This is a genomic window from Thioalkalicoccus limnaeus (assembly GCF_041197575.1).
GTDB lineage: Bacteria > Pseudomonadota > Gammaproteobacteria > Chromatiales > Chromatiaceae > Thioalkalicoccus > Thioalkalicoccus limnaeus.
Genome location: NZ_JBDKXB010000005.1, coordinates 41,681 through 64,961 on the forward strand (window position 1 = coordinate 41,681; position 23,281 = coordinate 64,961).

General features: G+C 63.9%; 22 protein-coding genes and 1 pseudogene. 19 read left to right on the forward strand and 4 right to left on the reverse strand.

The genetic code is table 11. The annotated features are described in order from the left end of the window. Positions 1-37: 37 nt before the first annotated feature. The 19 genes and pseudogenes from fliF to ABC977_RS05845 all read left to right on the forward strand — a co-directional run bounded on the left by fliF (position 38) and on the right by ABC977_RS05845 (position 20,267). Entirely contained in the window at positions 38-1,699 is a 1,662-nt protein-coding gene (gene fliF / locus ABC977_RS05755; protein WP_369666292.1) for a flagellar basal-body MS-ring/collar protein FliF, read from the forward strand. Then, the gene (fliG, locus tag ABC977_RS05760; protein WP_369666293.1) at positions 1,689-2,693 is read left to right on the forward strand and encodes a flagellar motor switch protein FliG; all 1,005 of its coding nucleotides are present in this window, start codon (positions 1,689-1,691) and stop codon (positions 2,691-2,693) included. The genes fliF and fliG overlap by 11 nt, the downstream gene beginning before the upstream one ends. After that, on the forward strand, positions 2,686-3,447 hold the full coding sequence (locus ABC977_RS05765) for a flagellar assembly protein FliH (RefSeq protein ID WP_369666294.1): 762 nt from the start codon (positions 2,686-2,688) through the stop codon (positions 3,445-3,447). Before fliG ends, ABC977_RS05765 begins: the two co-directional genes overlap by 8 nt. Positions 3,448-3,491: 44 nt before the next feature. Continuing rightward, positions 3,492-4,838: a flagellar protein export ATPase FliI gene (gene fliI, locus ABC977_RS05770; protein ID WP_369666450.1), complete on the forward strand. Its 1,347-nt coding sequence runs from the start codon at positions 3,492-3,494 to the stop codon at positions 4,836-4,838. Between the two features lie 224 nt (positions 4,839-5,062). Further along, a complete protein-coding gene (gene fliJ, locus ABC977_RS05775; protein WP_369666295.1) occupies positions 5,063-5,509 on the forward strand; it encodes a flagellar export protein FliJ in 447 nt (148 codons plus the stop codon). A 4-nt stretch (positions 5,510-5,513) separates the two neighbouring features. Further along, positions 5,514-6,869 (forward strand): flagellar hook-length control protein FliK, encoded by a 1,356-nt coding sequence (locus tag ABC977_RS05780; RefSeq protein WP_369666296.1) that lies wholly within the window; start codon positions 5,514-5,516, stop codon positions 6,867-6,869. A 371-nt stretch (positions 6,870-7,240) separates the two neighbouring features. Beyond that, positions 7,241-7,723, forward strand: coding sequence for a flagellar basal body-associated FliL family protein (locus ABC977_RS05785; protein ID WP_369666297.1), 483 nt, complete (start codon positions 7,241-7,243; stop codon positions 7,721-7,723). 1 nt (position 7,724) lies between these two features. Continuing rightward, positions 7,725-8,804 (forward strand): flagellar motor switch protein FliM, encoded by a 1,080-nt coding sequence (gene fliM / locus ABC977_RS05790; RefSeq protein WP_369666298.1) that lies wholly within the window; start codon positions 7,725-7,727, stop codon positions 8,802-8,804. A 143-nt stretch (positions 8,805-8,947) separates the two neighbouring features. Then, a pseudogene (gene fliN / locus ABC977_RS05795) lies at positions 8,948-9,211 on the forward strand (flagellar motor switch protein FliN); the annotation flags it as partial. A 65-nt stretch (positions 9,212-9,276) separates the two neighbouring features. Beyond that, positions 9,277-9,654 carry a FliO/MopB family protein gene (locus ABC977_RS05800; RefSeq protein WP_369666300.1) on the forward strand — a complete coding sequence of 126 codons (378 nt, stop codon included), beginning with the start codon at positions 9,277-9,279 and terminating at the stop codon, positions 9,652-9,654. Positions 9,655-9,672: 18 nt separating this feature from the next. Continuing rightward, on the forward strand, positions 9,673-10,419 hold the full coding sequence (gene fliP / locus ABC977_RS05805) for a flagellar type III secretion system pore protein FliP (protein ID WP_439849163.1): 747 nt from the start codon (positions 9,673-9,675) through the stop codon (positions 10,417-10,419). Between the two features lie 161 nt (positions 10,420-10,580). Then, positions 10,581-10,850, forward strand: a complete 270-nt coding sequence (gene fliQ, locus ABC977_RS05810; protein ID WP_369666301.1) for a flagellar biosynthesis protein FliQ — start codon at positions 10,581-10,583, stop codon at positions 10,848-10,850. A gap of 2 nt (positions 10,851-10,852) precedes the next feature. Then, positions 10,853-11,626, forward strand: a complete 774-nt coding sequence (gene fliR / locus ABC977_RS05815) for a flagellar biosynthetic protein FliR (RefSeq protein ID WP_369666302.1) — start codon at positions 10,853-10,855, stop codon at positions 11,624-11,626. 9 nt (positions 11,627-11,635) lie between these two features. Continuing rightward, a complete protein-coding gene (gene flhB / locus ABC977_RS05820) occupies positions 11,636-12,754 on the forward strand; it encodes a flagellar biosynthesis protein FlhB (RefSeq protein WP_369666303.1) in 1,119 nt (372 codons plus the stop codon). Positions 12,755-12,843: 89 nt separating this feature from the next. Beyond that, positions 12,844-14,919, forward strand: a complete 2,076-nt coding sequence (gene flhA, locus ABC977_RS05825) for a flagellar biosynthesis protein FlhA (protein ID WP_369666304.1) — start codon at positions 12,844-12,846, stop codon at positions 14,917-14,919. A gap of 51 nt (positions 14,920-14,970) precedes the next feature. After that, positions 14,971-16,512, forward strand: coding sequence for a flagellar biosynthesis GTPase FlhF (gene flhF, locus ABC977_RS05830; RefSeq protein WP_369666305.1), 1,542 nt, complete (start codon positions 14,971-14,973; stop codon positions 16,510-16,512). After that, positions 16,499-17,374: a MinD/ParA family protein gene (locus ABC977_RS05835; RefSeq protein ID WP_439849164.1), complete on the forward strand. Its 876-nt coding sequence runs from the start codon at positions 16,499-16,501 to the stop codon at positions 17,372-17,374. Before flhF ends, ABC977_RS05835 begins: the two co-directional genes overlap by 14 nt. 7 nt (positions 17,375-17,381) lie before the next feature. Beyond that, positions 17,382-18,137 carry an RNA polymerase sigma factor FliA gene (locus ABC977_RS05840; RefSeq protein ID WP_369666306.1) on the forward strand — a complete coding sequence of 252 codons (756 nt, stop codon included), beginning with the start codon at positions 17,382-17,384 and terminating at the stop codon, positions 18,135-18,137. A 966-nt stretch (positions 18,138-19,103) separates the two neighbouring features. Continuing rightward, positions 19,104-20,267: an SPOR domain-containing protein gene (locus ABC977_RS05845; protein WP_369666307.1), complete on the forward strand. Its 1,164-nt coding sequence runs from the start codon at positions 19,104-19,106 to the stop codon at positions 20,265-20,267. A 270-nt stretch (positions 20,268-20,537) separates the two neighbouring features. On the opposite strand, the gene ABC977_RS05850 is transcribed toward ABC977_RS05845, so the two are convergent. The 4 genes from ABC977_RS05850 to ABC977_RS05865 all read right to left on the reverse strand — a co-directional run bounded on the left by ABC977_RS05850 (position 20,538) and on the right by ABC977_RS05865 (position 23,269). Then, positions 20,538-21,029 (reverse strand): flagella synthesis protein FlgN, encoded by a 492-nt coding sequence (locus tag ABC977_RS05850; RefSeq protein ID WP_369666308.1) that lies wholly within the window; start codon positions 21,027-21,029, stop codon positions 20,538-20,540. Beyond that, the gene (gene flgM / locus ABC977_RS05855) at positions 21,026-21,364 is read right to left on the reverse strand and encodes a flagellar biosynthesis anti-sigma factor FlgM (RefSeq protein WP_369666309.1); all 339 of its coding nucleotides are present in this window, start codon (positions 21,362-21,364) and stop codon (positions 21,026-21,028) included. Before flgM ends, ABC977_RS05850 begins: the two co-directional genes overlap by 4 nt. 85 nt (positions 21,365-21,449) lie before the next feature. Further along, the gene (flgA, locus tag ABC977_RS05860) at positions 21,450-22,142 is read right to left on the reverse strand and encodes a flagellar basal body P-ring formation chaperone FlgA (protein ID WP_369666310.1); all 693 of its coding nucleotides are present in this window, start codon (positions 22,140-22,142) and stop codon (positions 21,450-21,452) included. Between the two features lie 230 nt (positions 22,143-22,372). After that, positions 22,373-23,269, reverse strand: a complete 897-nt coding sequence (locus ABC977_RS05865; protein WP_369666311.1) for a flagellar motor protein MotB — start codon at positions 23,267-23,269, stop codon at positions 22,373-22,375. Positions 23,270-23,281 lie beyond the last annotated feature (12 nt).

Below are 23,281 nucleotides of genomic sequence, written 5' to 3' on the forward strand. Positions count from 1 at the left end.
GGGTTGCGATCACCACGCCTAGCCAGTCGCCGAATCCATGGAACTGATCAGACTCAGACCGGACCAGATCACCGCCCGGGTTCGAGCCCTTGCCGAGTTGCCGATGGCCAGGCAATTGGGGCTGATGCTGGGGTTGGCCCTGAGTGTCGCCATCGGCGTTGCGGTCGTGCTGTGGTCTCAGGAACCCGTTTATCGTCCCTTGTTCAGCAACCTGTCGCCGATGGATGCGAGTGAGGTCGTCGCTGCGTTGCAGGAGCGTCGCGTCCCTTACCGGGTCGACGAGCACAGCGGCGCTGTCCTGGTGCCGGCAGGCGGCATGCATGAGACCCGGATCGCGCTGGCGGCGGCGGGCTTGCCGAGGGGCGGTGGCGTCGGGTTCGAACTGCTCGACGGCCAAGGCACGTTCGGCGAGAGCGAGTTCATGGAATCGGTGCGCTATCAGCGGGTGCTCGAGGGCGAGTTGGCGCGGACGATCGCGAGCCTGGCCGATGTGCGGGGCGTGCGAGTACACCTGGCGCTGCCGAAGCGGTCCTTGTTCGTACGCGAGCGCGAACACCCGTCGGCCTCGGTGTTGCTCGAACTCTATCCGGGGCGAACCCTGGATCCGGTTCAGGTGCGGGCGATCATGCACCTGGTCAGCTCGAGCATCGCGAATCTGGCTCGCGAGCGGGTGACCGTGATCGATCAGGCGGGGCGATTGCTGTCGCCAGAGGAAGGCGATGCCGGCTTCGAGGGCTCGCTGGGGCAACTCGACTTCACGCGGCGGATCGAGTCCTCCTACGCCCGGCGGGTCGAGGAGATCCTGACCCCGTTGGTCGGCGTCAATCGCGTCCGCGCTCAGGTCGTCGCCGATGTGGATTTCACGATCGTCGAGGCGACCGAGGAGCTCTTCGATCCAGCGGGCCAGAGCCTGCGCAGCGAACAGATCTCGGAACAACAATCCCGTGGTTCGTCCCTCGCCGGCGGCATTCCGGGTGCGCTGACCAACCAGCCGCCCCCCGCCGGAAACCTGGAGCCGGGGGGAGCGGCCGGCGATAGGCCCGAGAGTCTCTCGAAACAAGCGACGCGAAACTTCGAGATCGATCGCCGGGTCCGGCATGTGCGCTCGCCCAGCGGCGTGCTGCAGCGACTATCGGTGGCCGTCGTGATCGATGATGCCGCGGCCGTCGATAAGGACGGCAACCCGCTCCGGGAACCCTTGACCCGGGACCAGATCGAGGACCTGACGACCCTGGTCAAGCAGGCGGTCGGCTTCAACGAGGAGCGCGGCGATACCGTGCACCTGGTCCCGGCCGTCTTTCAGGATGGCCTGGATGGCACCCTGGTGACCTCGCCGCGCCTGTGGGAGCAGCCGTGGTTGTGGAGCCTGGCCAAGCAGGGTCTTGCCGCGATCCTCGTCCTGTCGCTGGCGCTCGCGGTCCTGCGCCCCCTGCTGAGGGGTATGGCGTCGGAGCCGGCCCGGGTGGATCCGGCTCCGGCGGCACTGGCCGATGGGTCCGCTCCGGAGACGAGCCTCCCGGCGCCGGACGAACTGGCACCGGATCAGATCGAACTATCGCGGGGCGCGCGGCAGGCCTTGACTCAGCTCGAGGTACCCCAGGAATACACAGAACGGGTGGCGCTCACGCGAGACCTGATTTCCCAGGATCCGCGCCTGGCCGCAGACATCGTAAAGGGGTGGTTGGCCAGTGACCGATGACTTGACGACCCAGCCTGGCGGTAACGTGCGCGCCGCGATTCTGCTCCTGACCGTCGGCGAGCGTCTCGCCGCGGATGTGCTCAGGTATCTGGATCCGCCGGAGGTCCATAAGCTGGGCATGGCCATCTCGCGCATGAAGACCGTTTCGCGACAGGAGGTCTCGGACACCTTGGCGGCCTTCATGACCGAGGCCCGTGATCGCTTGCCATTGGGCATCGGTTCGGAGCAGTACCTGCTCACGTCCCTTGGAGACGCCGTCGGCGAAGACAAGGCGCGCGAGTTCGTCAACCAGATCATGGCCGGGCGCCTGTGTGGGATGGACGCGGTCCGGCACATGGAGGCGACGACAGTGGCCGATCTGTTGCGTACCGAACATCCGCAGATCGCGGCGATCGTGCTGGCCAATCTGAAGCCGGGGCATGCCGCCGAGGTGCTGTCCTTGTTGCCCGAGACCCAGCGTCCCGAGTTGCTGATCCGAATAGCCAACCTGGAAGGTCTGCCGCCGGCGGCCTTGAAGGAGCTGGACGCGATCATCGACCAGAAGGTGTCGGATGCCCCTGGCATCCATAGCTCGCGCGTTGGAGGCATCAAGGCCGCCGTGGACGTGATCAATCGACTCGATCGGCCGCTCGGCGTGGACGTCCTGGACAGCATCCGCGAAGAGAATCCGGAGCTCGGCGGTTCGTTGGATGAGGCATTGTTCGGCTTCGAGGATCTCGAGAATGTCTCCGATCGCGACGTCCAGATCTTGTTGAAGGAGGTTTCCACCGACCTGTTGGTCAAGTCGCTGAAGGCCGCCGACGAGCGTCTGCGGGGCAAGTTCTTCCGCAACATGTCAAAGCGTGCCGCGCAGCTGGTCCAGGATGATATCGAGGGGACAGGCCCGGTGCGCTTGTCCGATGCCGAGGAGGCTCAGAAGGAGATCACGCGGATTGCACGACGCCTCGCCGAGCGAGGCGATATCGCATTGGGGGCACGCGAGGCGTATGTCTGAGGCAAGTCATGATCCAGAACTCCAATTGTGGCGCTACTGGTCGGCGCCGGAACTCGCGCCAGGTCCCGCGTCGGGTGCTGCGCCGAGCCCGGGCGATGCGACGATGCGCCCTCCGACAGCCGAGGACCTCGAAGTCTTGCGCCAGGCGGCCTATGAGGAGGGTTTTGCGTCGGGTCAGGAAGAGGGACTGCGTCAGGGACGCGAGCAGGGCTTGCGCGAGGGGCGCGAGGCGGTAGAGGCGCACGCGCGATGCCTGCAATCGTTGGCTGCGTCCTTGGCGCGGCCACTTCAACAGGTCGAGGCGCGCGTCGAGGAAGAGCTGGTGGCCTTGGTCATCGGTTTGGTGCGGCAGCTCGTGCGGCGCGAAATCAAGACGGACCCGGGCATCATCGTCGCGGCGCTGCGGGAGGCGCTCGGGGTCCTGCCCGCGTCGGCGCAGGACGTCGTGGTCAAGGTACATCCCGATGACGCGGCACTCCTGCGCGAGACCTATGCCGAGGAGACGGGGCCCGGATGGCGTCTGCTCGAAACCCCGGCGATCACCCGCGGTGGCTGCGTCGTCGTGACCAGTGCCTCGGAGGTGGATGCCAGGGTCGAGGAGCGGCTCGCGTCGGCAATCTGTCATGTCTTTGGCGGGGAACGCTCATCCGATGGCGACAAGGCGTCAGAGCTTGCGAGCGGCTCGACCCCGGCCAATGGGCACGATCGGGCCCCCGACGGAGCCGCCGACCAGACCCCGGAGGTGTCGTCTTGAGCGTGCCGCAAAACGGGTTTCACGTCCCACGCTGGCTCGAGGCGATGCGCCGCTATCGTGAGGCTGCGGAGCGGCTGCCGCCGCCGGTCGTGCACGGGCGATTGACGCGGGCGGTGGGTCTGGCGCTGGAGGCCGTGGGTTGTCAGGCGGCCGTCGGCGGCCGGTGCGTGATCACGGCGATGGATGGATCCGAGGTCGAGGCCGAGGTCGTCGGGTTTTCCGGGGAGCGGCTGTATCTGATGCTGGCCGGCGAGGATCGCGGGTTGACCGTCAATGCACGGGTCACGCCAGCGCGCCATGGGGGCGAAGTGCCGGTCGGCGCGGCCCTGCTCGGGCGGGTGCTCGACGGTGCCGGTCGTCCCTGGGACGGGCGAGGCGCGATTCGGGTCGACGATCATGTGCCCTTGCAGGGCCGCCCGATCAATCCGATGTCGCGTGCGCCGATCCACGAACCGCTCGACGTTGGGGTGCGCGCCATCAATGCCGTTCTGACCGTTGGGCGCGGCCAGCGCATGGGTCTGTTCGCCGGCAGCGGCGTGGGCAAGAGCTCATTGCTCGGGATGATGACCCGTTATACCGACGCGGACGTGACCGTGGTCGGTCTCATCGGGGAGCGTGGTCGGGAGGTTCGTGAGTTCGTGCAGAACACCCTCGGCGACGAGGGGCGTCGTCGTGCCGTCGTCGTCGCCGTGCCGGCCGATCACCCGCCACTGATGCGTTTGCGGGGCGCGATGCTGGCGACCAGCATCGCCGAGTATTTTCGCGATCAGGGGCAGCGGGTCTTGCTGCTGATGGATTCGCTGACCCGCTACGCGCAGGCGCAGCGCGAGATCGCGCTAGCCATTGGCGAGCCGCCGGCGACCAAAGGCTACCCACCCTCTGTGTTCGCCAAGCTACCGCATCTGGTCGAACGCGCCGGTGCCGGCGAGGGGATTGGGTCGATCACGGCCTTTTATACCGTGCTGGTCGAGGGCGATGACCAGCTCGATCCGATCGCTGACGCGGCGCGCGCCATCCTCGATGGCCATGTCGTGCTGTCTCGTGCTTTGGCGGACACGGGTCATTTTCCGGCCATCGATATCGAAGGCTCGGTGAGCCGGCTGATGCAAGAGATTACCGGCTCGGCGCAACAGGAGGCCGCGCGGGCCTTGAAGGGTTTGGTGTCGCTGTACAACAGAAATCAGGATCTGATCACACTCGGTGCCTATCGCAAAGGCCACAATCCTCAGGTGGACGAGGCCGTTGAACGGCATCCGCAGATCGCTCGATTCCTGCGACAAGGGATCCATGAGCGGGTCGATCTCGGGGCTAGCGTCGGACAGCTGATCGAGCTGATGAAGCCCTCGGAGGCGGAAGGCAACTCCCGCGAGATAAAACCCCATTTGGGTTGACTGATGCGCGGTGCAGGTGCGGCTTCAGCCGCAACGCAATTCGGCTAGACGGCCAGGGCCGTGGCCGTCGTGCGGCTGAAGCCGCACCGACACCGAATCTGTTGTGATTCAACGGAGACAGCCGCGCAAGCCTGGTGCGGGGTTCTGCGGGAGTTGCCTGGACGGCCGGGGAGCTAACGGCCTGTGCCGACCTGTAACATCTTCGGGCGATGGACGGGAAAGATATGAGTCGTAAACAACGCATCGAGCACCTGAAACAGTTCGCCGAGGACCGGGGGCAGGACGCGGCGCGGGCGCTCGCCGATCGCCGTCGGGTCCTCGAGGAGACCGACGGCCAGCTCAACCAGCTCATCGTGTACCGTGACGAGTACACGGGTCATACGCCAGTGACCGCCGAGCAGACCGGCGCGAACTTGCGGGACTATTGGCGCTTCATGTCGCGGCTCAACACCGCTATTGTGGAACACCGCGAGCGTATCGATCAACAGCGAATTGCCCTTGAGCAATCCTTCTGTCGCTGGCAGGAAAGTCAACGCGAGGTCGCCATTCTGGACAAGGTGATCGATCGACTGGGCACCGCGGAACGTCGCGCGCAGGAGCGCCAAGGCCAAAGGATCCAGGACGATTTGTCGAGCCGTTACGCCAATCTCCCGCGCAGCGACGAGAGCTGACCCCATGATGAACGCGATGCTGGTCGCCCTTGCCGAGCGATTCGCGCCCCAAGAAAAAGCGCATGCCGATCGGTCGGCGGCTTCGGAACAAGGCCAGGGCCCTTTCGCCGATCTGATGCGGCAGCAGGGGGCCGAGGAGTCTCTCCCACCCGGCGACGGCGGGACCGAGGGCAGCGCCTCCTACAGCGAAGAGCCGGGTCATTCGGCCAAGCCTGACCTGCGCGCGCTGGCACACGCACTCGGTCCACGCCATGACTCGCTTTCGCACGGAGGCGAACCGTCGTTCATGGGCGATCAGACGTTGACCCTCAATGGCGGGCGCGAGCCCAGCGTCGTGCATCCTGCATCCCTCGCGGGACCTATGCCGATGGACACGCCTGAGGTCGATAGACCCTCGTTCAGCGAGCAGCGTTACGCGGTGTTTTTGCGCCAAACGTCGTTGGATGCGGATCGCGGAGATCTGGAGGGGCGCGCAGAGCGGGAGCGCAGGGTGACCGATGGGCGGACGGAGGCGGAGCACGAGGTAGCGGAGGCGTGCGCGGAGCTAGAACGCAAGGTGGTCGACGGGCGCGCGGAGGCAGAGCGCCAGGTTTCGACTGGGCGTGCGGAAGCGGTGCGGTTTGGCGAACGGGTGGCGAGGGCAGAGCGGCCTGAAGCCGATCCGGCGGGGGCGAGGCCTTCGGATCGAGTGACGATGGCTAACGCGGCCGAGGATGCGATGGGCGGGCGCGGCCAGGTCGCCACGAACGTGCCGGAGACGGAAGGCGCGGCGGCTTTGCGGATGGCGGACGTCTCGTCGTCGATGCTTCAGGCGGGTCGCGTTGCGGCTCAGGTCGGGATCGAAACCGGACGCCCCGAGGGTTTGGCGATGACGGGAATGGCATCCCTGGATGTGCCGTCGCGGCCGCTTACCACAGGCCCAACGCCGGCCCCGCTGAGTGCGTTGACGCAGCCCGTTGCGGCCCAGGGATGGGGCGATGAATTCGGCACGCGCCTCAAGTGGCTTGTCGGTCGGCGCGAGACCATCGCCGAGCTGCGCCTTAATCCCCCGGAACTTGGTCGCTTGGAGATCCACATCAAGCAGGAGAAGGCCAAGACCAGCGTCAGTGTCATCGTCCAGAGCGCGCAGGTCCGCGAAGCGGTGGTCGAGGCCCTGCCGCGCCTGCGAGAGATGTTCAATGAGGCCGGGCTGTCGCTCGAAAGTCTGGATGTGACCGAACGGCAGGCGGAAGGTCGCGCTGACGGGGAGCGGGAGCGCGCGCCGTCGGACGAATCGATGCCGGAGGGCCGCGATCATGGCCAACGCCCGGCGTCTCGGTCGCTGACGCCGACCGACGGCCTGATCGACACCTTCGCTTAATCGCTGGGCCCGTTTCGGTTACGAGCCATCGCTTGTTCCCGCGATGGCCGCTGCTGCGCCTGTTCCCGGTTCGGTGCGGTCCGGTCCGAGCTATGGCGCCATCCCTCTGCACAGCGCCCCTCTGGCGCACGACATCCCGTTGATCTCCCGGGGCCAAAGGCTTCGGTTACCCGGGTGGCTTGACCCGTCAAGGAATCGTCGCCAGTCCAATCTGTCGCGGGCCAAAACCTTGGCGTTCATTCATCGCACGGCCCTAATCCTCTGTTATGTCGCAAGTTAAAGCGATGGCCCAAAGATTGCTTTCTTCAGGGTGGCGGCACGGGGGATGATTCCCGTCAGTGGCCACGCAGCCCAAACAGGTCAAGGGTGTTATGAAGAAGATCGTCATTCTGAGTGTGCTGGGGACGCTGCTCGTTGTCGGTAGCGTAGTGGGGACCTTGTTCGCCACCGGCAGTCTCCCTGGTCTAACGCCGTCCCCCGAGCTAACGGGCACCGAGTCTGACATCGAAGCCTCCGACGCCGTCGCGGTTCGGGCGGCCTCCGCCTATGTCCCGCTCGATCCGGCCTTTGTCGCGACCTTCGCCAACCCGTCGGTTGCGCAATTCCTCCAGGTCAGCATCGAGGTGGCCGTCGACGGAAAGAGCGCCGAAGATGCGATCAAACGCCATGGCCCGGTCATACGCAACAGTATCGTGATGGTTCTGAGTCGTCAGTCGGCCGAGGAACTCCAGACCCCGAAAGGAAAGGAGCAATTGCGCGCGCAGATTCGCGACGAGATCCGTGACACCCTTTCCGGCTTGACCGGAAAGTCTGGGGTTGTCGATGTGTACTTCACCAGTTTCCTGATGCAGTGACATGATGAATAGCGACCTGCTGACCCCCGACGAGCTCGATGCCCTGCTCAACGAGGTCGATTGGGGAGGGCTCTCCGATGACGAGCCGCATCAATACCCCCAGGGCAACGTTGTGCCCTACGATTTCTCGGTGCAGGAGCACATCTTGCGCAGCTCGATGCCGGCGCTGGAGATCGTCTACGAGAAGTTCTCGCGCCGGCTCCGCGCGACTTTGACAGGCGTGTTGCGGCGTGGCACCGCGGTGCAATTGTCGCGTGTCGAGACTCTGCGCTACTCCGACTGGCTCGCCAAGCTCCCAAGACATTGCGGGATGCATCTGGTCAAGGTTCGGCCGCTGTTGGGTACCGGCCTGTTCGTGTTGCCGTCGAATCTGGTTTATCTCTTCGTCGATAGTTATTTCGGCGGACGGACCGAGGCGCAACACATCGCGCAGTCGCGCGAAATCACGTCGGCCGAGCTCCGGGTAACCCGGATCATTGTCGATCGCATTGCCAAGGAACTCGAGGAGGCTTGGTCACCGATCTATCGGATTGCGATCGAACATGTGGGTTGGGAGACGAACCCCTTGTTCGCCAATGTGGCGAGCCCGGGTGACCGTGTGATCGCGGCACGATTCGGCATTCGACTGGGTGAGGTCAAGGAGGAGCTGAGTTTCGCGATCCCCCATTCGATGGTCGAGCCCCTCAGGGCCCAGCTCGACAATAGTCTTTCGGGCGAACACTCGGATCAGGAACGCCGTTGGCGGGAAAACCTGGTCGAGAATCTGTTGAATGTGCCACTCGAGCTGCGCGGCACCCTGGTGGAGACTGTGATGCCAGTGCGACGGATCCTGACCATGAAGCCTGGCGATGTGATCCCGGTCGAGATCCCCGAGCGGCTGCCGGTTGATTTGGAGGGCACGACGGTGTTCACCGGGGAACTGGGAGCGGCTCGGGGACGCAATGTGGTGACCATCACCCAGGTCCTCCACCAAGAGGCTGAACCGAAAAGATCAGCGTCGGCCGCGAGCTCTCAGCAGGCCACCCCGACGGCCTGGCTTGCGACGGACAAGAACCAGGGCGGCTTCGCCGCCTGCGCCTGAATCTGCACTCACCATCCTGGAGACCCGAGATGCACTCGATCGACACATCAGATCGCCCCGATGCCGACGCGCGTCTTTCCGATGACAACCCCGCGCCAAAGGTCGACACCACCGCGCTCGGAGCCAAGGCGGCATCGCCCGGTGCGAACCTGGACGTCGTTCTGGATATCCCAGTGACGGTGTCGATGGAGGTAGGGCGCCGGCGGATGACGATCCGCGACCTGCTCAAACTCAGTCATGGCTCGGTTCTGGAATTGGATCGGGATGCCGGTATGCCAATGGATGTGCTGGTCAACGGAACCTTGATCGCCGAAGGCGAGGTTGTCGTCGTGAATGACCGCTTTGGAATCCGCTTGACCGACGTGGTGAGCATGCGCGAGCGGGTCAAGCGGCTCAGCACTGGCTGATGGACGGACCTGGAATGCGAATCTGGTCACATCTGAGCCGCTTTCCGCGGAGGTGGGGCGCCGTTTTGGCCTACCCCGCCACCATGCCAGCCTGGGCGGTCGGCTCGGATGCCGGGACCGGGTCGGTGCAGCCGCTCCCCGCCGTCGAGATGATGGGTCAAGTCACGCTCGTGTTGATGTTGGTCGTGGCTATCCTTTTGGTTCTGGCTTGGGTCGTGCGCCGACTCCAAGGACTCCAGGCCGGCGGTGCACTGAACCCCCGGGTGCTGGGGGTGTTGAGCATCGGCGTTCGTGAGCGGATCCTGCTGGTGGAGGCGGGGGGCAAACGGCTGTTGGTCGGGGCCTCGCCGGGTGGGTTGCGGACGCTGCTGGTGTTCGATGACGACGAGCAGGCGAAGTCGGTCGGGGCCGACAAGGGTTTTTCGCTGCGTGGATTCTCGTAAGCTGACCGAGAGGGCAGGATGATGATGGCTTCCCGGGTGGCGATCCTGTTGGCATCGGCGCTGTTGGTGGTAACGCCGGCGAGTGCCGATACGGGGCTGCACTTCGTCCAGATGACGGCCACGGCCGATGGCGGGGCGTCCTATAGCGTGAGCCTACAGGTCTTGATCGCAATGACCATGCTCACGTTGTTGCCGGCCTTGCTGCTGGCAATGACATCCTTCACCCGGATCATCATCGTGCTCGCGATTCTGCGCCAGGCCATTGGCACCATGCAGACGCCGCCGAACCCGGTGCTGATCGGACTGGCGCTGTTCTTGACGCTGTTCGTGATGTCCCCGGTGTTCGATCGCATCAATCAGGAGGCGGTACAGCCGTACCTCGCGGAGGCGGTGTCCGCCGAACAGGCGATCGAACGTGCCGGGGATCCATTGCGCGAGTTCATGCTGCCGCATACCCGGGAACAGGACCTGGCTTTGTTCGCCGGATTGGCCGGGCTCGACGAGTTCGAGTCCCCGGACGATGTGCCTTTCTCGCTGCTCGTGCCGGCCTTTCTGACCAGCGAACTCAAGACCGCGTTTCAAATCGGTTTCCTGATCTTTCTGCCGTTCTTGATAATCGATCTCGTGGTGGCGGCGGTCCTGATGTCGATGGGCATGATGATGCTATCGCCGATGATCATCTCGTTACCCTTCAAGCTCATGCTGTTCGTTCTGATCGATGGCTGGGCCTTGGTCATCGGCACGTTGGCGCAGACCTTCGCCTAGGCCCATGCGGGTTCGCGGAGTTCATAACGGGGAGCGACACCGGTTGGTTCGCGGAGGTTGAATCAACCCTCTGTTCGGAGCGAGACCTCGGGGGCCGACCCTAGCGGGCCGGCACACGACGCACCCATCATCGCAACGCCAGGAAGTCAACCGAGGGGACCATGTCACCGGAACTCGTCATTACGATAGGCAAACAGGCCCTTATCGTAACCGTGCTGCTGTCTGCGCCCTTGTTGCTCGCAGCCTTGGCCCTGGGGCTGATCGTCAGCTTGTTCCAGGCCGCAACCCAGATCAACGAGATGACCCTGACCTTCATCCCGAAGCTCGTGGGGCTGGTGCTCGTGCTCTTTCTTGCCGGCCCCTGGATGTTGTCTACGATCACGGGCTTCGCCAGACGCCTGTTCGAGTCGATCCCTAACCTGCTCGGTTAACGATGACGATCGACTTGCAGCCACTGTCGATCTGGGTCCTGGGTTTTCTGTGGCCCTTCTTCCGCGTTGCGGCGATGCTTCTCGCGACGCCGATTGTCGGTGGTCGGACCTTACCCGCGCGGGTGCGCTTGGTCTTGGCGCTGGCGCTGACCTGGGCCGTGCTGCCGCTGGTCGGTCCGGTTCCGCCGATCGATCCGCTGAGTGTCCCTGGGGCCTTGGTGGTTCTCAACCAGATCCTGATCGGTGCTGCAATGGGTTTGATCCTGCAGGTGGCCTTCGCGGTGCTCATGGTCAGCGGGCAGATGATCGGGACCAGCATGGGATTGGGTTTCGCCGCGGTCGCGGATCCCCAAAACGGGGTCCAGGTGCCGGCGATCGGCCACTTCTATTATCTGCTGGGGGTGCTGGTCTTCTTCGCTGTCGATGGTCATCTGATCCTGATCAGAATTCTTGCCGAGAGCTTCGTCACGCTGCCGGTCGGCGCCCAGGGGCTCGCACCAGACGTGTTCATCGCGCTGGCGCTGTGGGGCGGGCTGATGTTCAGCGAGGCGATGCGTCTCGCCCTTCCCGTCGTGTCGGTCATCCTGCTGACGAACCTGGCCCTGGGGGTCGCGACGCGCGCGGCGCCCCAGCTCAATGTCTTCGCGCATGGCTTCGCGTTGATGCTGTTGCTCGGGTTCAGCGCCATGTTGATGACCCTCGGCAATCTGAGTCCGCTGTTCTCGGCGGTACTCCATCGGGCCTTTTCGCTGGTTCAAGTCGCGGTCGGTGCTTGAGGCGACAGCGTGGACAAGAAACCCGCCCAAGAACGGACCGAACAACCGACCCCGAAACGGCTGCTCGACGCCAAGAAGAAGGGGCAGGTCCCGCGTTCACGCGAGTTGAACACGGCGATGATATTGACGGTTGGGGCCTTGATCCTCTTCGTGCTCGGGCCGACGCTGGGAAAGGGTCTGTCGGAGGTCATGGCGGAGGCGTTGGTTCTGCATGCGGAGGACCTGGACAGCCCGATGGCGATGGTCGACCGTCTGGCGCGGGTCGTCCAACAGACGCTGGTCCTGTTCGCACCTTTCGGATTGGCGATGGTTATCACGGCGCTGATCTCACCGGCCCTGCTCGGCGGCTGGGCGGTCAGCGCGCAGTCGTTGCAGCCGAAGTTGGAACGACTCGACCCGATCAAGGGTTTGGGGCGGATGGTTTCAGCCCGGGCCCTGGTCGAGTTCGTCAAGGCCATTGCCAAGCTGGTTCTCGTTGCCGGTGTCGGGGGGGGGTACATCTGGGCCCACCGGAGCGAGATCCTAGCTCCTCCGAAGGCGACGGTGATGCTGGACATTATCGGCGCTTTTCAGCTGTTTGGCGTTCTGCTGATCCTGTTGGCCGCGGCCACCTTCTTGATTGCCTTTATCGACGTCCCGTTTCAGCTGTGGGATCACACCAAGAAGCTGCGCATGACCCGCCAGGAGGTTCGCGACGAACTCAAGGAGACCGAGGGTCGGCCCGAGGTCAAGTCTCGGATCCGCCAGCTACAGCGGGAGTTCGCGCGGCGTCGCATGATGGAGGAAGTGCCCACTGCCGATGTCGTGGTGACCAATCCAACCCATGTCGCCGTCGCGCTGCGCTATGACGCCCTCAAATCGGGAGCGCCGCGGGTCGTCGCCAAGGGCGCCGATCTCGTAGCGGGTCGGGTCCGCGCCCTGGCGGAAATCCATGGGGTCGAGATCATCGAGGCACCCCCTCTCGCTCGTGCCCTCTACCACCAAGTCAAGCTCGGGCAGGAGATCCCGGCCTCTCTGTACTTGGCGGTCGCCCAGTTGCTCGCCTATGTCTTCCAGTTGCGCGCCGCGCGCAAGGCCGGGACGCGCCAGCCGGAGCGACCGCGCGACCTCCCGGTACCCGATCAGTAGGCTGGCTGCACGCCTTGAAACCTGCCCGGTCTCGGACGCCGAGACGATGAACCCGACGATCTCGTCCCTTTGCCAACGAGAAGGCACCCATGAGCAGCCAGTCTTTCGTTTCCAGACTCCCGCATGGCTTGAAAGGGGCCGTTTGGGCGCCGGCCATGGTCATCACCTTGCTGCTGATGATGGTGATTCCGCTCCCGCCGATCGCGCTGGACCTGCTCTTCACCTTCAACATCGCCCTATCGGTCATCATCCTGATGGTGACCGTTTATGCGATGCGTCCACTGGATGTAACGGTCTTCCCGACCATCCTACTGTTGGCGACTCTGTTTCGATTGGCGTTGAACATCGCCTCGACCAGGGTGGTCCTGATGAAGGGTCATGAGGGCACCGACGCCGCTGGCAAGGTGATTCAGTCGTTTGGCGAGTTTGTCGTCGGTGGCAGCTACGCGATCGGTCTCGTGGTGTTCATCATCTTCATCGTCATCAACTTCGTCGTCGTCACAAAGGGGGCTGGGCGGGTCTCGGAGGTGAATGCTCGCTTCACCCTCGACGCGATGCCGGGCAAGCAGATGGCGATCGATGCCGACCTCAACGCCGGGATGATCGACCAGGAACAGGCCCGTAGTCGCCGCGAGCACATCCAGCAGGAAGCGAACTTCTACGGGGCGATGGACGGTGCCAGCAAGTTCGTCCGTGGTGACGCGGTGGCCGGGATCATCATTCTGCTCGTCAACATCGCGGGTGGATTGGCGGTAGGCATTTTGCAGTACGGCTTGTCAGCCGGCGAGGCGATGCGAATCTACACCTTGCTGACCATTGGTGACGGGCTGGTGGCGCAGATCCCGGCTTTGCTCCTGTCCACAGCCGCGGCCATCCTCGTCACGCGCGTTGCGAGCACGCAAGCCATGGGTCGGCAAATCCTCACCCAATTGTTCGGTTCGCCGCGAGCCTTGGGGGCCACGGCCGGTGTCATTGGCCTGCTCGGTGTGATTCCCGGCATGCCGAACCTACCCTTTCTGATGCTGGCCACCGTGATCGGCTTGGCGGCGTGGTTCGTGTATCGCCGTGATGCTGCCGCATCGGCGGCGCCGAACCAAACGGAGGACTCGGCCCCCGCGGCGGCCCCGACAGAGATCTCTTGGGAGGATGTGCAGCCGGTCGACCTCATTGGTCTCGAGCTTGGCTATCGTCTGATCCCCTTGGTCGATCGGGCGCAGGGTGGCGAGTTGATGGGACGGGTCAAGGGGATTCGCAAGAAGCTATCCCAGGAGCTCGGGTTCCTGATCGCGCCAGTGCATATCCGCGACAATCTCGATTTGGCGCCCAGCGTCTATCGTATCTCGGTCCTTGGGGTGCCACTTGGGGAGGCACAGATCGAGCCCGACCTCGAGTTGGCCATCAATCCGGGCCAAGTCTTTGGGGATGTGCCGGGCATTGCGTGCAAGGATCCGGCCTTTGGTCTCGATGCGGTCTGGATCGCCCCGGCGCTGCGGGATCAAGCCCAGACACTGGGCTACACGGTCGTCGATGGGAGCACGGTGATCGCGACGCATCTGAGCAAACTCGTCCAGGAGCATGCCAGCGAACTCTTCGGTCACGAAGAGGCGCATCAGCTTCTGAATCTGCTTGCTCGTCAGGCGCCGAAGCTGGTTGAGGATTTGGTGCCGAAGACCGTCCCCTTGTCGGCAATCGTCAAGGTCCTCCAGAACCTGCTCGCGGAAGGCGTGCCGATCCGGGACATGCGCAGTATCGCGGAATCTCTGGCGGAACATGGCACCAAGAGTCAAGATCCCGTCTTTCTGACCGGTGTCGTCCGCGCCGCGCTAGGTCGATCGATTGTGCAGCACATCAATGGGTTAAGCCAGGAGCTGGAGGTGATGACGCTTAATCCAGATTTGGAACACATATTGCAGCAGTCTCTTCAGAAGGGCGAGGACGGAGGTCTCGGGATGGAGCCTGGTCTCGCTCAGCGGCTCCTCGAGAATCTGAGAAAGATCGCGGAGAAGCATGAAGTGATGGGGCAGCCAAGCGTGTTGGTGGTTTCGCCGGCGCTACGGTTCTGGTTGGCCAGGTGGTTGCGGCCCAGCGTCCGATCGCTGCATGTGCTGGGCGTCAATGAGATCCCGGATAACAAGCGGGTTCGCATTATTGCGTCGATCGGTTAAGCGGGTGGGTAGGAGCCTGGGTGCCGTTCGGCTGAACGAGGTGTGGTCCAGATGAGAATCAAGCGTTTTGTAGCTCCGGATATGCGGCAAGCCCTGCGCATGGTGAGGGAAGATCAGGGAGCCGACGCGGTCGTCCTCTCGAGCCGCCGCACGGAAGCCGGTACTGAGCTACTGGTGGCATTGGATTACGATGCGCAGGTGGTCGCCGCAATGAGCGCCACGGATGGGCCAGCGAGCACCCCGTCGGTCTCTGCGACATCCTTGCCGGCCGAGCGACCGGAGTCGCTTGCGGCCGAGGAGGCGGAATGCCCTCCGGCGACCCCGTCGATCGCGATCGCGCATCCCCCGAACGACGAGACGCTGGGAGCGGTCGGCACCGAACTTCGCAAGCTCCGAATTGCCCTGGAACAGCAGTTGCAATGGTTGGAAATGCGTGATGGCGAACCCGCTGAGAACCCTTTGGGGACGTGGCCCGAGCCTTCGGCGCGACTGCGCGGGTCGGTTGAGGCTGCCGATGAATGGGTTGTCCCGATCGAGGGCCGCCCACGGGCCGAAATGGATCTAGATGGGCTCTCAGGCAGGCGCAGGGCATCACCAGACTCACGTATCCCGGCCCGCGATGCCTCCTTGCGGGAGTCCGCGAAAGTGCTCGATGCCGAGGGCCTGGATCAGCAAGCCGTCGGCGCGATGGGCAGCGAGCTGCGCAAGCTGCACTCGGCCCTCAAGCAGCAACTGGATGCGTTGGACGCGCGTGACGCCGATCAGGGCAACGACGGATTGTTGGCGCGAGCAGAGCGGTTGGGGCTGCCACGCGAACTCGCCCAGGAGTTGCTCGCTCGGGTCGTTGCCCGAGGCCATCCGCGCGGTCGGCTGTGGTCCGGGGTGTGCGCGGAGCTCAACGGTCGCATCGCGAGGGTCAAGGACGATCAGGTGTACAAAGGCGGTGTACTCGCGTTGGTTGGGCCCACCGGGGTCGGGAAGACCACCACGGTGGCGAAACTCGCGGCCCGCTTCGCGTTGCGCTACGGGCGACGCCATGTCGCCTTGATCACCACGGATACCTATCGCATCGGGGCCCGGGAACAGCTTCTGACCTTCGGGGAACTTCTCGGCATCCCCATCGATTTCGCGGCGAATCGAAAGGAGCTTGCCGGGTTGCTCCATGAGCATGCGTCGAAGCGTTTGGTCTTGATCGATAACGCGGGGCTCAGCCAGCGAGATTTTCGCTTGGCCGCGCAGCTCGGCGATCTGGATGGCACCCCCTCGATCAAGTCTTATCTCGTCGCGTCCTGTATCACGCACCCGGCCGGACTCGATGAGACCTTCCGTGCCTTTGGCCGTGCCAGGCTCCACGGGTGCATTCTCACGAAACTCGATGAGGCCGTCACCTTGGGGCCTGTCCTCGGTGCCCTGGTGCGTCATCAGCTGCCCTTGGTTTACGCCAGCGACGGGCAACGGGTGCCCGAGGATCTCCATCCAGCCGGGGTCGTGGACCTCGTGGAGCGGGCAGAGGCGCTGGCATGGGAAGCGGGTTCAATTCCGGGGCAACATGAAACCTTCGTGGAGCAGCGAGCCGCCAATGGTTCTCTCTGAGCAAATGGTCGAGCGGTCTTCATCGGTCAGCTACCTGGCGCGCAGCCAACCCGTTCAGGTGGTCGCGGTGGCCAGTGGTAAAGGCGGTGTCGGGAAGACCAGCGTTAGCGTCAACCTCGGTGTCGCGATGGCCCGACGTGGGCATGAAACCATGCTCTTCGATGCCGATCTGGGCCTCGCGAACGTGGGCGTGCTACTTGGCCTGCAATCTCGCCACGACCTGTCCCATGTGATGGAGGGGCGGGTCGGATTGGAGGAGATCCTCATCGATGGGCCGGCGGGGCTCAAGATCGTTCCCGGGGCCTCGGGCATCTCGCGCATGGCATCGCTGAGCCGCCCAGAACAGGCCGGCTTGGTGCGGGCCTTCAGCGACCTGCCCATGCCGATCGACTTCCTGTTGGTCGACACGGCGGCGGGGATTTCCGAGGACGTGGTCTTTTTTGCGCGGGCGGCCCAGGACGTCCTATTGGTGGTATGTGATGAGCCCGCGTCTTTGATGGACGCGTACGCCCTGATCAAGGTTCTCAACAAAGAGCATGGGGTCAGCCATTTCAACTTCGTCGCCAACATGGTGCCCAGCGCGCAACAGGGACGGCGGCTCTATTCGAAGCTCTTGTGCGTCACTGATCGTTTCTTGGATATCGTTCTGTCTTATCTCGGTACGATTCCCATCGATGAGCAGCTGCGAAAGGCCGTGCAACACCAGCGGGCCGTGACGGACCTTTATCCGCGCAGTCGCTCGGCCATCGCCTTCGATGAATTGGCCCGGACCCTGGAAGCCCGGCCGCGAACCTACTTGCCAAGCGGCCATCCGGAGTTCTTCTTGGAGCGGATGGTGCAGGCCGGAGCGGGCTGCGGGTAAGCGGGTGATGAGATCCACGAATGCGCGCAGGGCCTACGCAACCTCTGGCGCTCGGTCCTCGGATCGGATCGTCGAGGACGGCGCGGCTTTGGTCAAACGGATTGCGCATCATCTGATCGCCCGTTTGCCTCCGACGGTTCAGGTAGAGGACTTGATCCAAGCTGGCATGCTGGGCTTGCTTGACGCGGCTCGCCATTACGACGGCTCGCTTGGGGCCAGTTTCGAGACCTATGCCGGGACCCGCATTCGTGGCGCCATGCTCGACGAGGTGCGGCGCAACGACTGGGCTCCTCGTTCCGTGTATCGCAAGGCACGGGAGGCGGCCGCGGCGGTGCGCGAGATCGAGAACCGGGAGGGGCGTGAAGCGCGGGACGCCGAGGTCGCCGAAGCGCTTGGCATCGGTATCGACGACTATGCTCGCCTCCAGCTTGACGCCGCTTCGTGCCGCCTGGTGAGCACGGAAGAGCTTGTGGTGGAGTCGGGAGACAGCGATCAGTGGTCCGCCAATCTGGTCGGTGACCGCGAGAATCCTTTGGCCATGCTAGAGGCTGCCGGTTTTCGTGAGAGCTTGATCGAGGCCATCGAGCATCTGCCGGAACGAGAGAAGCTCGTGCTTTCGCTGTACTACGACGATGAGCTGAATCTACGCGAGATCGGAGCGGTACTCGGTGTCAGCGAGTCGCGGGTCTGCCAGATCCATGGTCAAGCTGTGATCCGGTTGCGGGCGCGGATCGGGGATTGGCTCGATGGCCCAAGCAGGTGAAGGCCGAATCATGGCCCCGGGTATTGATCGTCTCACAGGTGTCCGGTGTCATCCGTCTTGTCCGGTCGGCGAGAGGGATCTTTGTCTTCGAGACGGCAACCATGTCTCCGCGGCACCTTGTGACGAGTCCATACCATGGCTGATTCGGAATTGACACCCATTCGCGAGCGAATTGCTCCGATCGAACGGACGCCCAGGATCGGTCGGCGTGAACCGCAGAAGGACCGCAAAGGCGATCCGTCGCCGAAAAAGGACGGAGACCGACGGAAGCCGACCGGCGATGGCCCGCGATACGTCGATGAGATCGTGTAGCGAGGGCCGGCTTTCAGTTGCCTGGTCGAACAGGCTCCGGTTTATCCGACACGAGCCCCTCTAGCGTCTGCTACCAGCCCGCCAAGCGCCATGGATTTGGCGCCCTGGTCGTCGAGGGAAGCGCGAGGCGGCGGCGTTTTGACAGGGGTCGGGCGGTGACCCCATTCCTCATTCCTCCCTTGGTTCGTCAGTGATTGGCGCGATGTTTGCTTTTCGCATTCTAGCCTTTGTTTCGAGCGAGACCTCTCGGTCCGTCCAGCGGAGAAGACGATCATGATAGGCGGCAGTGGCGATCGGCGACCCCAGAACCGTGATGGCAACCTCAGCAGTCTCGTGGCCCGCATCCGTGATGAGGGACCCGCGTGCGTTGCGCCTGGGGGAGCGGACCAAGGCAGGAGGATTCGAGAGCGCCACGATGGTGATTCCGGTAGCATCGGCGTTCCGCATCTCTTGCGGGAGGTTGAGCTGCGGCAGTCGGGTCGCGCCGGGCGTCAAGCCTCGTCGCCTCGCCACCGAGAAAGCTCGAGCATGGGGGGCCCGGTTGCCAGTGCACCGCGCGCGCAGCATCAGCCCACGCAGGCTGGGACGACGGGCGCGGCACGTGACGGGGCGCGCCTGCGGTGGCTATTGGGGGCTTCGGTTCTAGCGCTTTTCGTGACTGTTGCTGTGGTTTCTGTCCTGTATCGCCCGGCGGTTCTCGAGTGGCCGTCGGCACTGGCCATGCCCTCGCCCGGGTTGTCTGGGCAGGAGGTGCTCGGCGTGCCGTCGCGCCGTATTGCTGACGGCGGCGACGGCATACAGATCGGCCCCGGCGTCGCCTCCGGTGGGCCTGATGGTATCGCAGGTGATTCGGCCGGTGCGATCGTCGATCTGCCCGCCCGAGAGATGGATACGCTGGGCCTCGCAACAAGACTGAACGATCTGAGCATGCGGCTTGATCTTGTCACCCGGCAGCTCGAGACACTCGTGGCGGAGGCGGGGCAGCGACCGGTCGCTGCCCCGGAGGACTCAGATGGACGATCGTCGTTGACGGCCGATGGGTCCCCGGACCCTGTCGTTCCGGTAGCCGCCGCTTCGGAGGATCAGGCGGTTGACGTCGTCGTGGATCGCCCGTTTCAAGCCGTCGACAAGGAGCATCCGGATCTGGTGGCCTGGGATCAGGATGGATCGGCCGAGGCCGCGGCAATCGCGGATGGTCGCGACGATTCGGTCTCTTGGAATGAGGCTCGCCTGGCGGTTGCGACATCGGATGGTCCCCTGGATGACGCGACCCAAGACCCGCCAGCCGATGCGATGGACGACCCTGAAGCGAGCACACCCCAAGGCTTCGACGAGGCAAGCTCGGACGCAACGCAACAGGCGTCAGCACCGCTGGGTGAGTCTGGTCTTGCCGTCGATCGGTCCGGGCGGGATTCAGCGGCGCTCGCGCGTTTGCAACGTCTGGCCGCCGTACTGGAAGAGGAGATCATGGGTCTAGCTCAGGCGACGGCTACCGAGGGCGCCGTGTCCCGAGCAGACGAACAAACCGCCGACACCGCGCGACCGGGCGAAGATCCCGGCGTCTTCGAACAGGGGGTCGTCACCCCCGAAGACGAATGGTTCATCAATCTGATCGCGGTGCGTCGCGAGTCCGCTGCGGTGGATCTGCAGAGGGCTTACCGGGACAAAGGCGTCGACACGCGAGTCGTCGCGATCGGCAACGGTGACTTATGGGGGGTTCGGGTCGGTGGGTTCGGCTCTCGCCAGCAGGCCGTGGATCGATCCACCGACATCAAATCGGCCTTGGGGATTGACGAGGTGTGGATTACTCGTCAGTGAACCGGTCGCGTCGATTGGTGGCCTCGGAGAGCCGCAGGTCTTAGCCCAGGGGGATAGGGCCACCGCCTCCCCTCGCTGGCGCGGCCGGCCGGTGCAAGCGGGCCGCCGTGGCACGGTGCCGGAGGAGTCGGCAGGCCGCCGGGCGCGGAGAGGAGCGACCCGCGCCGATGGCCATTCGGTGTTTGAGCGACCGCCGCCCCGCGCGAGACCACCGCAGGGGAGAGGTGCGTCCCTTCGGATGGGTTTTCGCCGAAACAGGGCGGATGCCGGTCAGGCTTCTCCGAAGAAGCGATTGGGACCGACGTGCTCCAGCCGCCCGTCGGGGTGGTAGCGCCGGTCCCCATTGAACGGCTCCATCAGCAGGCGCAACGCGCGTGCCACCGCCAAGCGTCGGCGCTGGACCAGGCTCCCGTTGTCTTGGTTGAGCATGGCGCAGCCGCGCAGTCCCTTCAAGCTCTTCTGGTATCGAGCCGTGAGTGGCTGGTCGGACGGCCTATCCTGGACATAGAGGGCCAGTCCCTGGCCGTCTGCGTCATAGCCCGCTGCACTGAGTCTGGCGTTCAGGGTCTGATACAGTCCCATCAGATGGATTCCTAGGCGCTGCTTGTCTTCGATTAGGCTCAGCAGTTTCTCGTGGTCACCTACAGCTAAGGCGTCCGCCTCGCGGACGAGTAAAGCGCCAAGCGCCTCTAATTGCACGACCAGGTCGCCGAGGATGCTCGTTAGGTCAAGCGAGGTCGATGTGGTGTCGAGGCCGCTCACGATTGATCGCCCCCGCCGAGAAAGAGCCGTTCTTGCGCCAGGATCGCATCGGTGATCCGGACGGCATCGGGCTGGTAAGTGCCGTTCTGCAGGGCCTCGCGGATGGCGGCTACTCGCGCCATGTCGACTTCCGATTGTTCGGCCAGGCGTCGTTGGGTCGCGATCAGATGGACGGCGCTGTCACTCAAGATGACTGCGTCGTTCCCACCCTGACCCTTCGTGCGCACCTCACCCGGAGGCGTTGCCTGTGTGCCGGGGGCGTCTCGGGTCACGAGGTCGCGCTTCTTGACCGACTGAGTCAAGCTGCTCGGTAATGGGCCTATCTCGGTGGACATGGTTGTGCCTCCTCGTTGCTCTTATGATCCATATCGGCCGATTGGCCTCGATACTGAAGGCTTCTAAGCATAAAAGTTTTGCGCGTTAGCGCCGCGGGCCGACTCGGACAGTTCCATCGTCGTCGACCACCCCCTCGACGACCTGCCGGGTCGCGGTGTTTTCCGCGCGGATCCGCTCCCCCGGGGCGCCGCCCTCGAGGGCTGTCGCCGCCACGCGTACCGAAAGCGCCGGCGATTCGACAACCAGCCAGATCCGCTGTCCGCGTTCGACGATCTTCACGGACTCCAATGCCGAAACGGTCACAGGCAGTCCCGAACGCAGTGGGCGCGTTGTCCGTTTGCCCAGTGCCTCGTAGGGTTCGCTCAGGTATCCGCTGGGGCTCTGATCGAGATCGCGCTCTTCGACGACCAGATCCGTCTCGCTGAGAACCGCGCCACGTGGCAGCGAGCGCGCCGCGATCAGTACTTCTCCCCGGTAGATGACCCGTGCCGAAACATAGATGGTCCAGGGGTTCGGCGCCGGGCAGTTCACCCCGACCGTGAGCCGACTCCCACCGCGGGAGCCGGGGGCGAAAAAGGTCCTCAAACCATCGTCGCAGGCCCTTAGGCGCAAGCGCGAGTCGAGGTTGGTGACCTCTACCGTCGGATCACCGCGCTCCTCGTGGGTCTGGGCCCTGACGAAGGACTCGACCGCGAGTCGAATCCCCTCGAGATCCTGAATCTGTTCAGCCGGGGCCGGAGAGGATAGGGGGAGAGTAAAAGCGGCACACAGAAGCATTGCCCTTCTCGTTCCCTGGCGGATGGGCCGATTCCGGATGGTCTTTCCGGCGCTGGCGCGCTGATCAGGGCATGTCGACATCGGTTCGATGGGCCTCGCAACGGGTGGAAGGTCCAGGTGCGCCAAAAAAATGACGCCCCGGCGGTCCCTCCAGTACCGTCTGCAAATACCGATCCAGCATTCGATGGGTACCGCCGAGGTGTCCTGTAGGCCCCGCGTTTCGGTGTTCCTCACGAAGCATGGTCCGATGACCAGTTGCCGGCAGGTTCGGTAGCCCGCTGATCGGGCGGCGCCGGGGAAGGGACATGCGTTGGATCGACTGGGTCGTTGGGATAAACGAGCGAGATCTCCACGCGCCGATTATTCGCGCGTCCATCGGGCGTATCGTTTACGTCCATCGGTCGGTGTTCAGCGTATGCCTCGAGGTGCATCCGAGATGCTAGGCTCTCGGATCGGTCGAGGAAGACACGGATCACGGTCAAGGCGCGCGCAGCGGACAGTTCCCAGTTCGACCGGAACAGCGAATTTCGGATCGGGATGCTGTCGGTGTGGCCGGCAACGACGATCGTTCCCGAAGTCTGCACCAGGGTATCCCCCAAACGCTGGATGATGGGCTCGAAGTCCGGTTCCAGTCGACCGCTGCCGGATGGGAAAAAGCCGCGTTCACGGATGCGCAGGATGATACGGTTATCGACCATCTGCAATTCGATCAAGCCCTCGTCAATCTCCGGTTGCAACGCTTGACGCAACCGCTCTTCATCGTCCAACTGATAACGGAACACACCCGGTGCAAGCGGTATCGCGATCTCCTTGGAATCGAAAAGCATCGGGTAGGGGCGGGAATCACTTGTAGTAAACTGGCGGACTTCGTTCAGCGGTGTTGGCGTGGGGATGCCAGGACTGAACTCCCGCGCGACCACATTGATCCCCTTCGGTGGATCGCGTACATGTATCGATTGTTGAACGCCGAAGGCGTCCCTCAAGGATCCCGCTACCTCCTTGTATTTATTTCGGTCCAATTCCGAGAAGGAGAACAATAACACGAAGAAGGCCATCAGCAGCGTCATGAGGTCGGCAAAGGTCATTAGCCAACCCATGTTGCTAGGCTCGGGCGTTCTCTTGGTCATACCTGCGCGCCC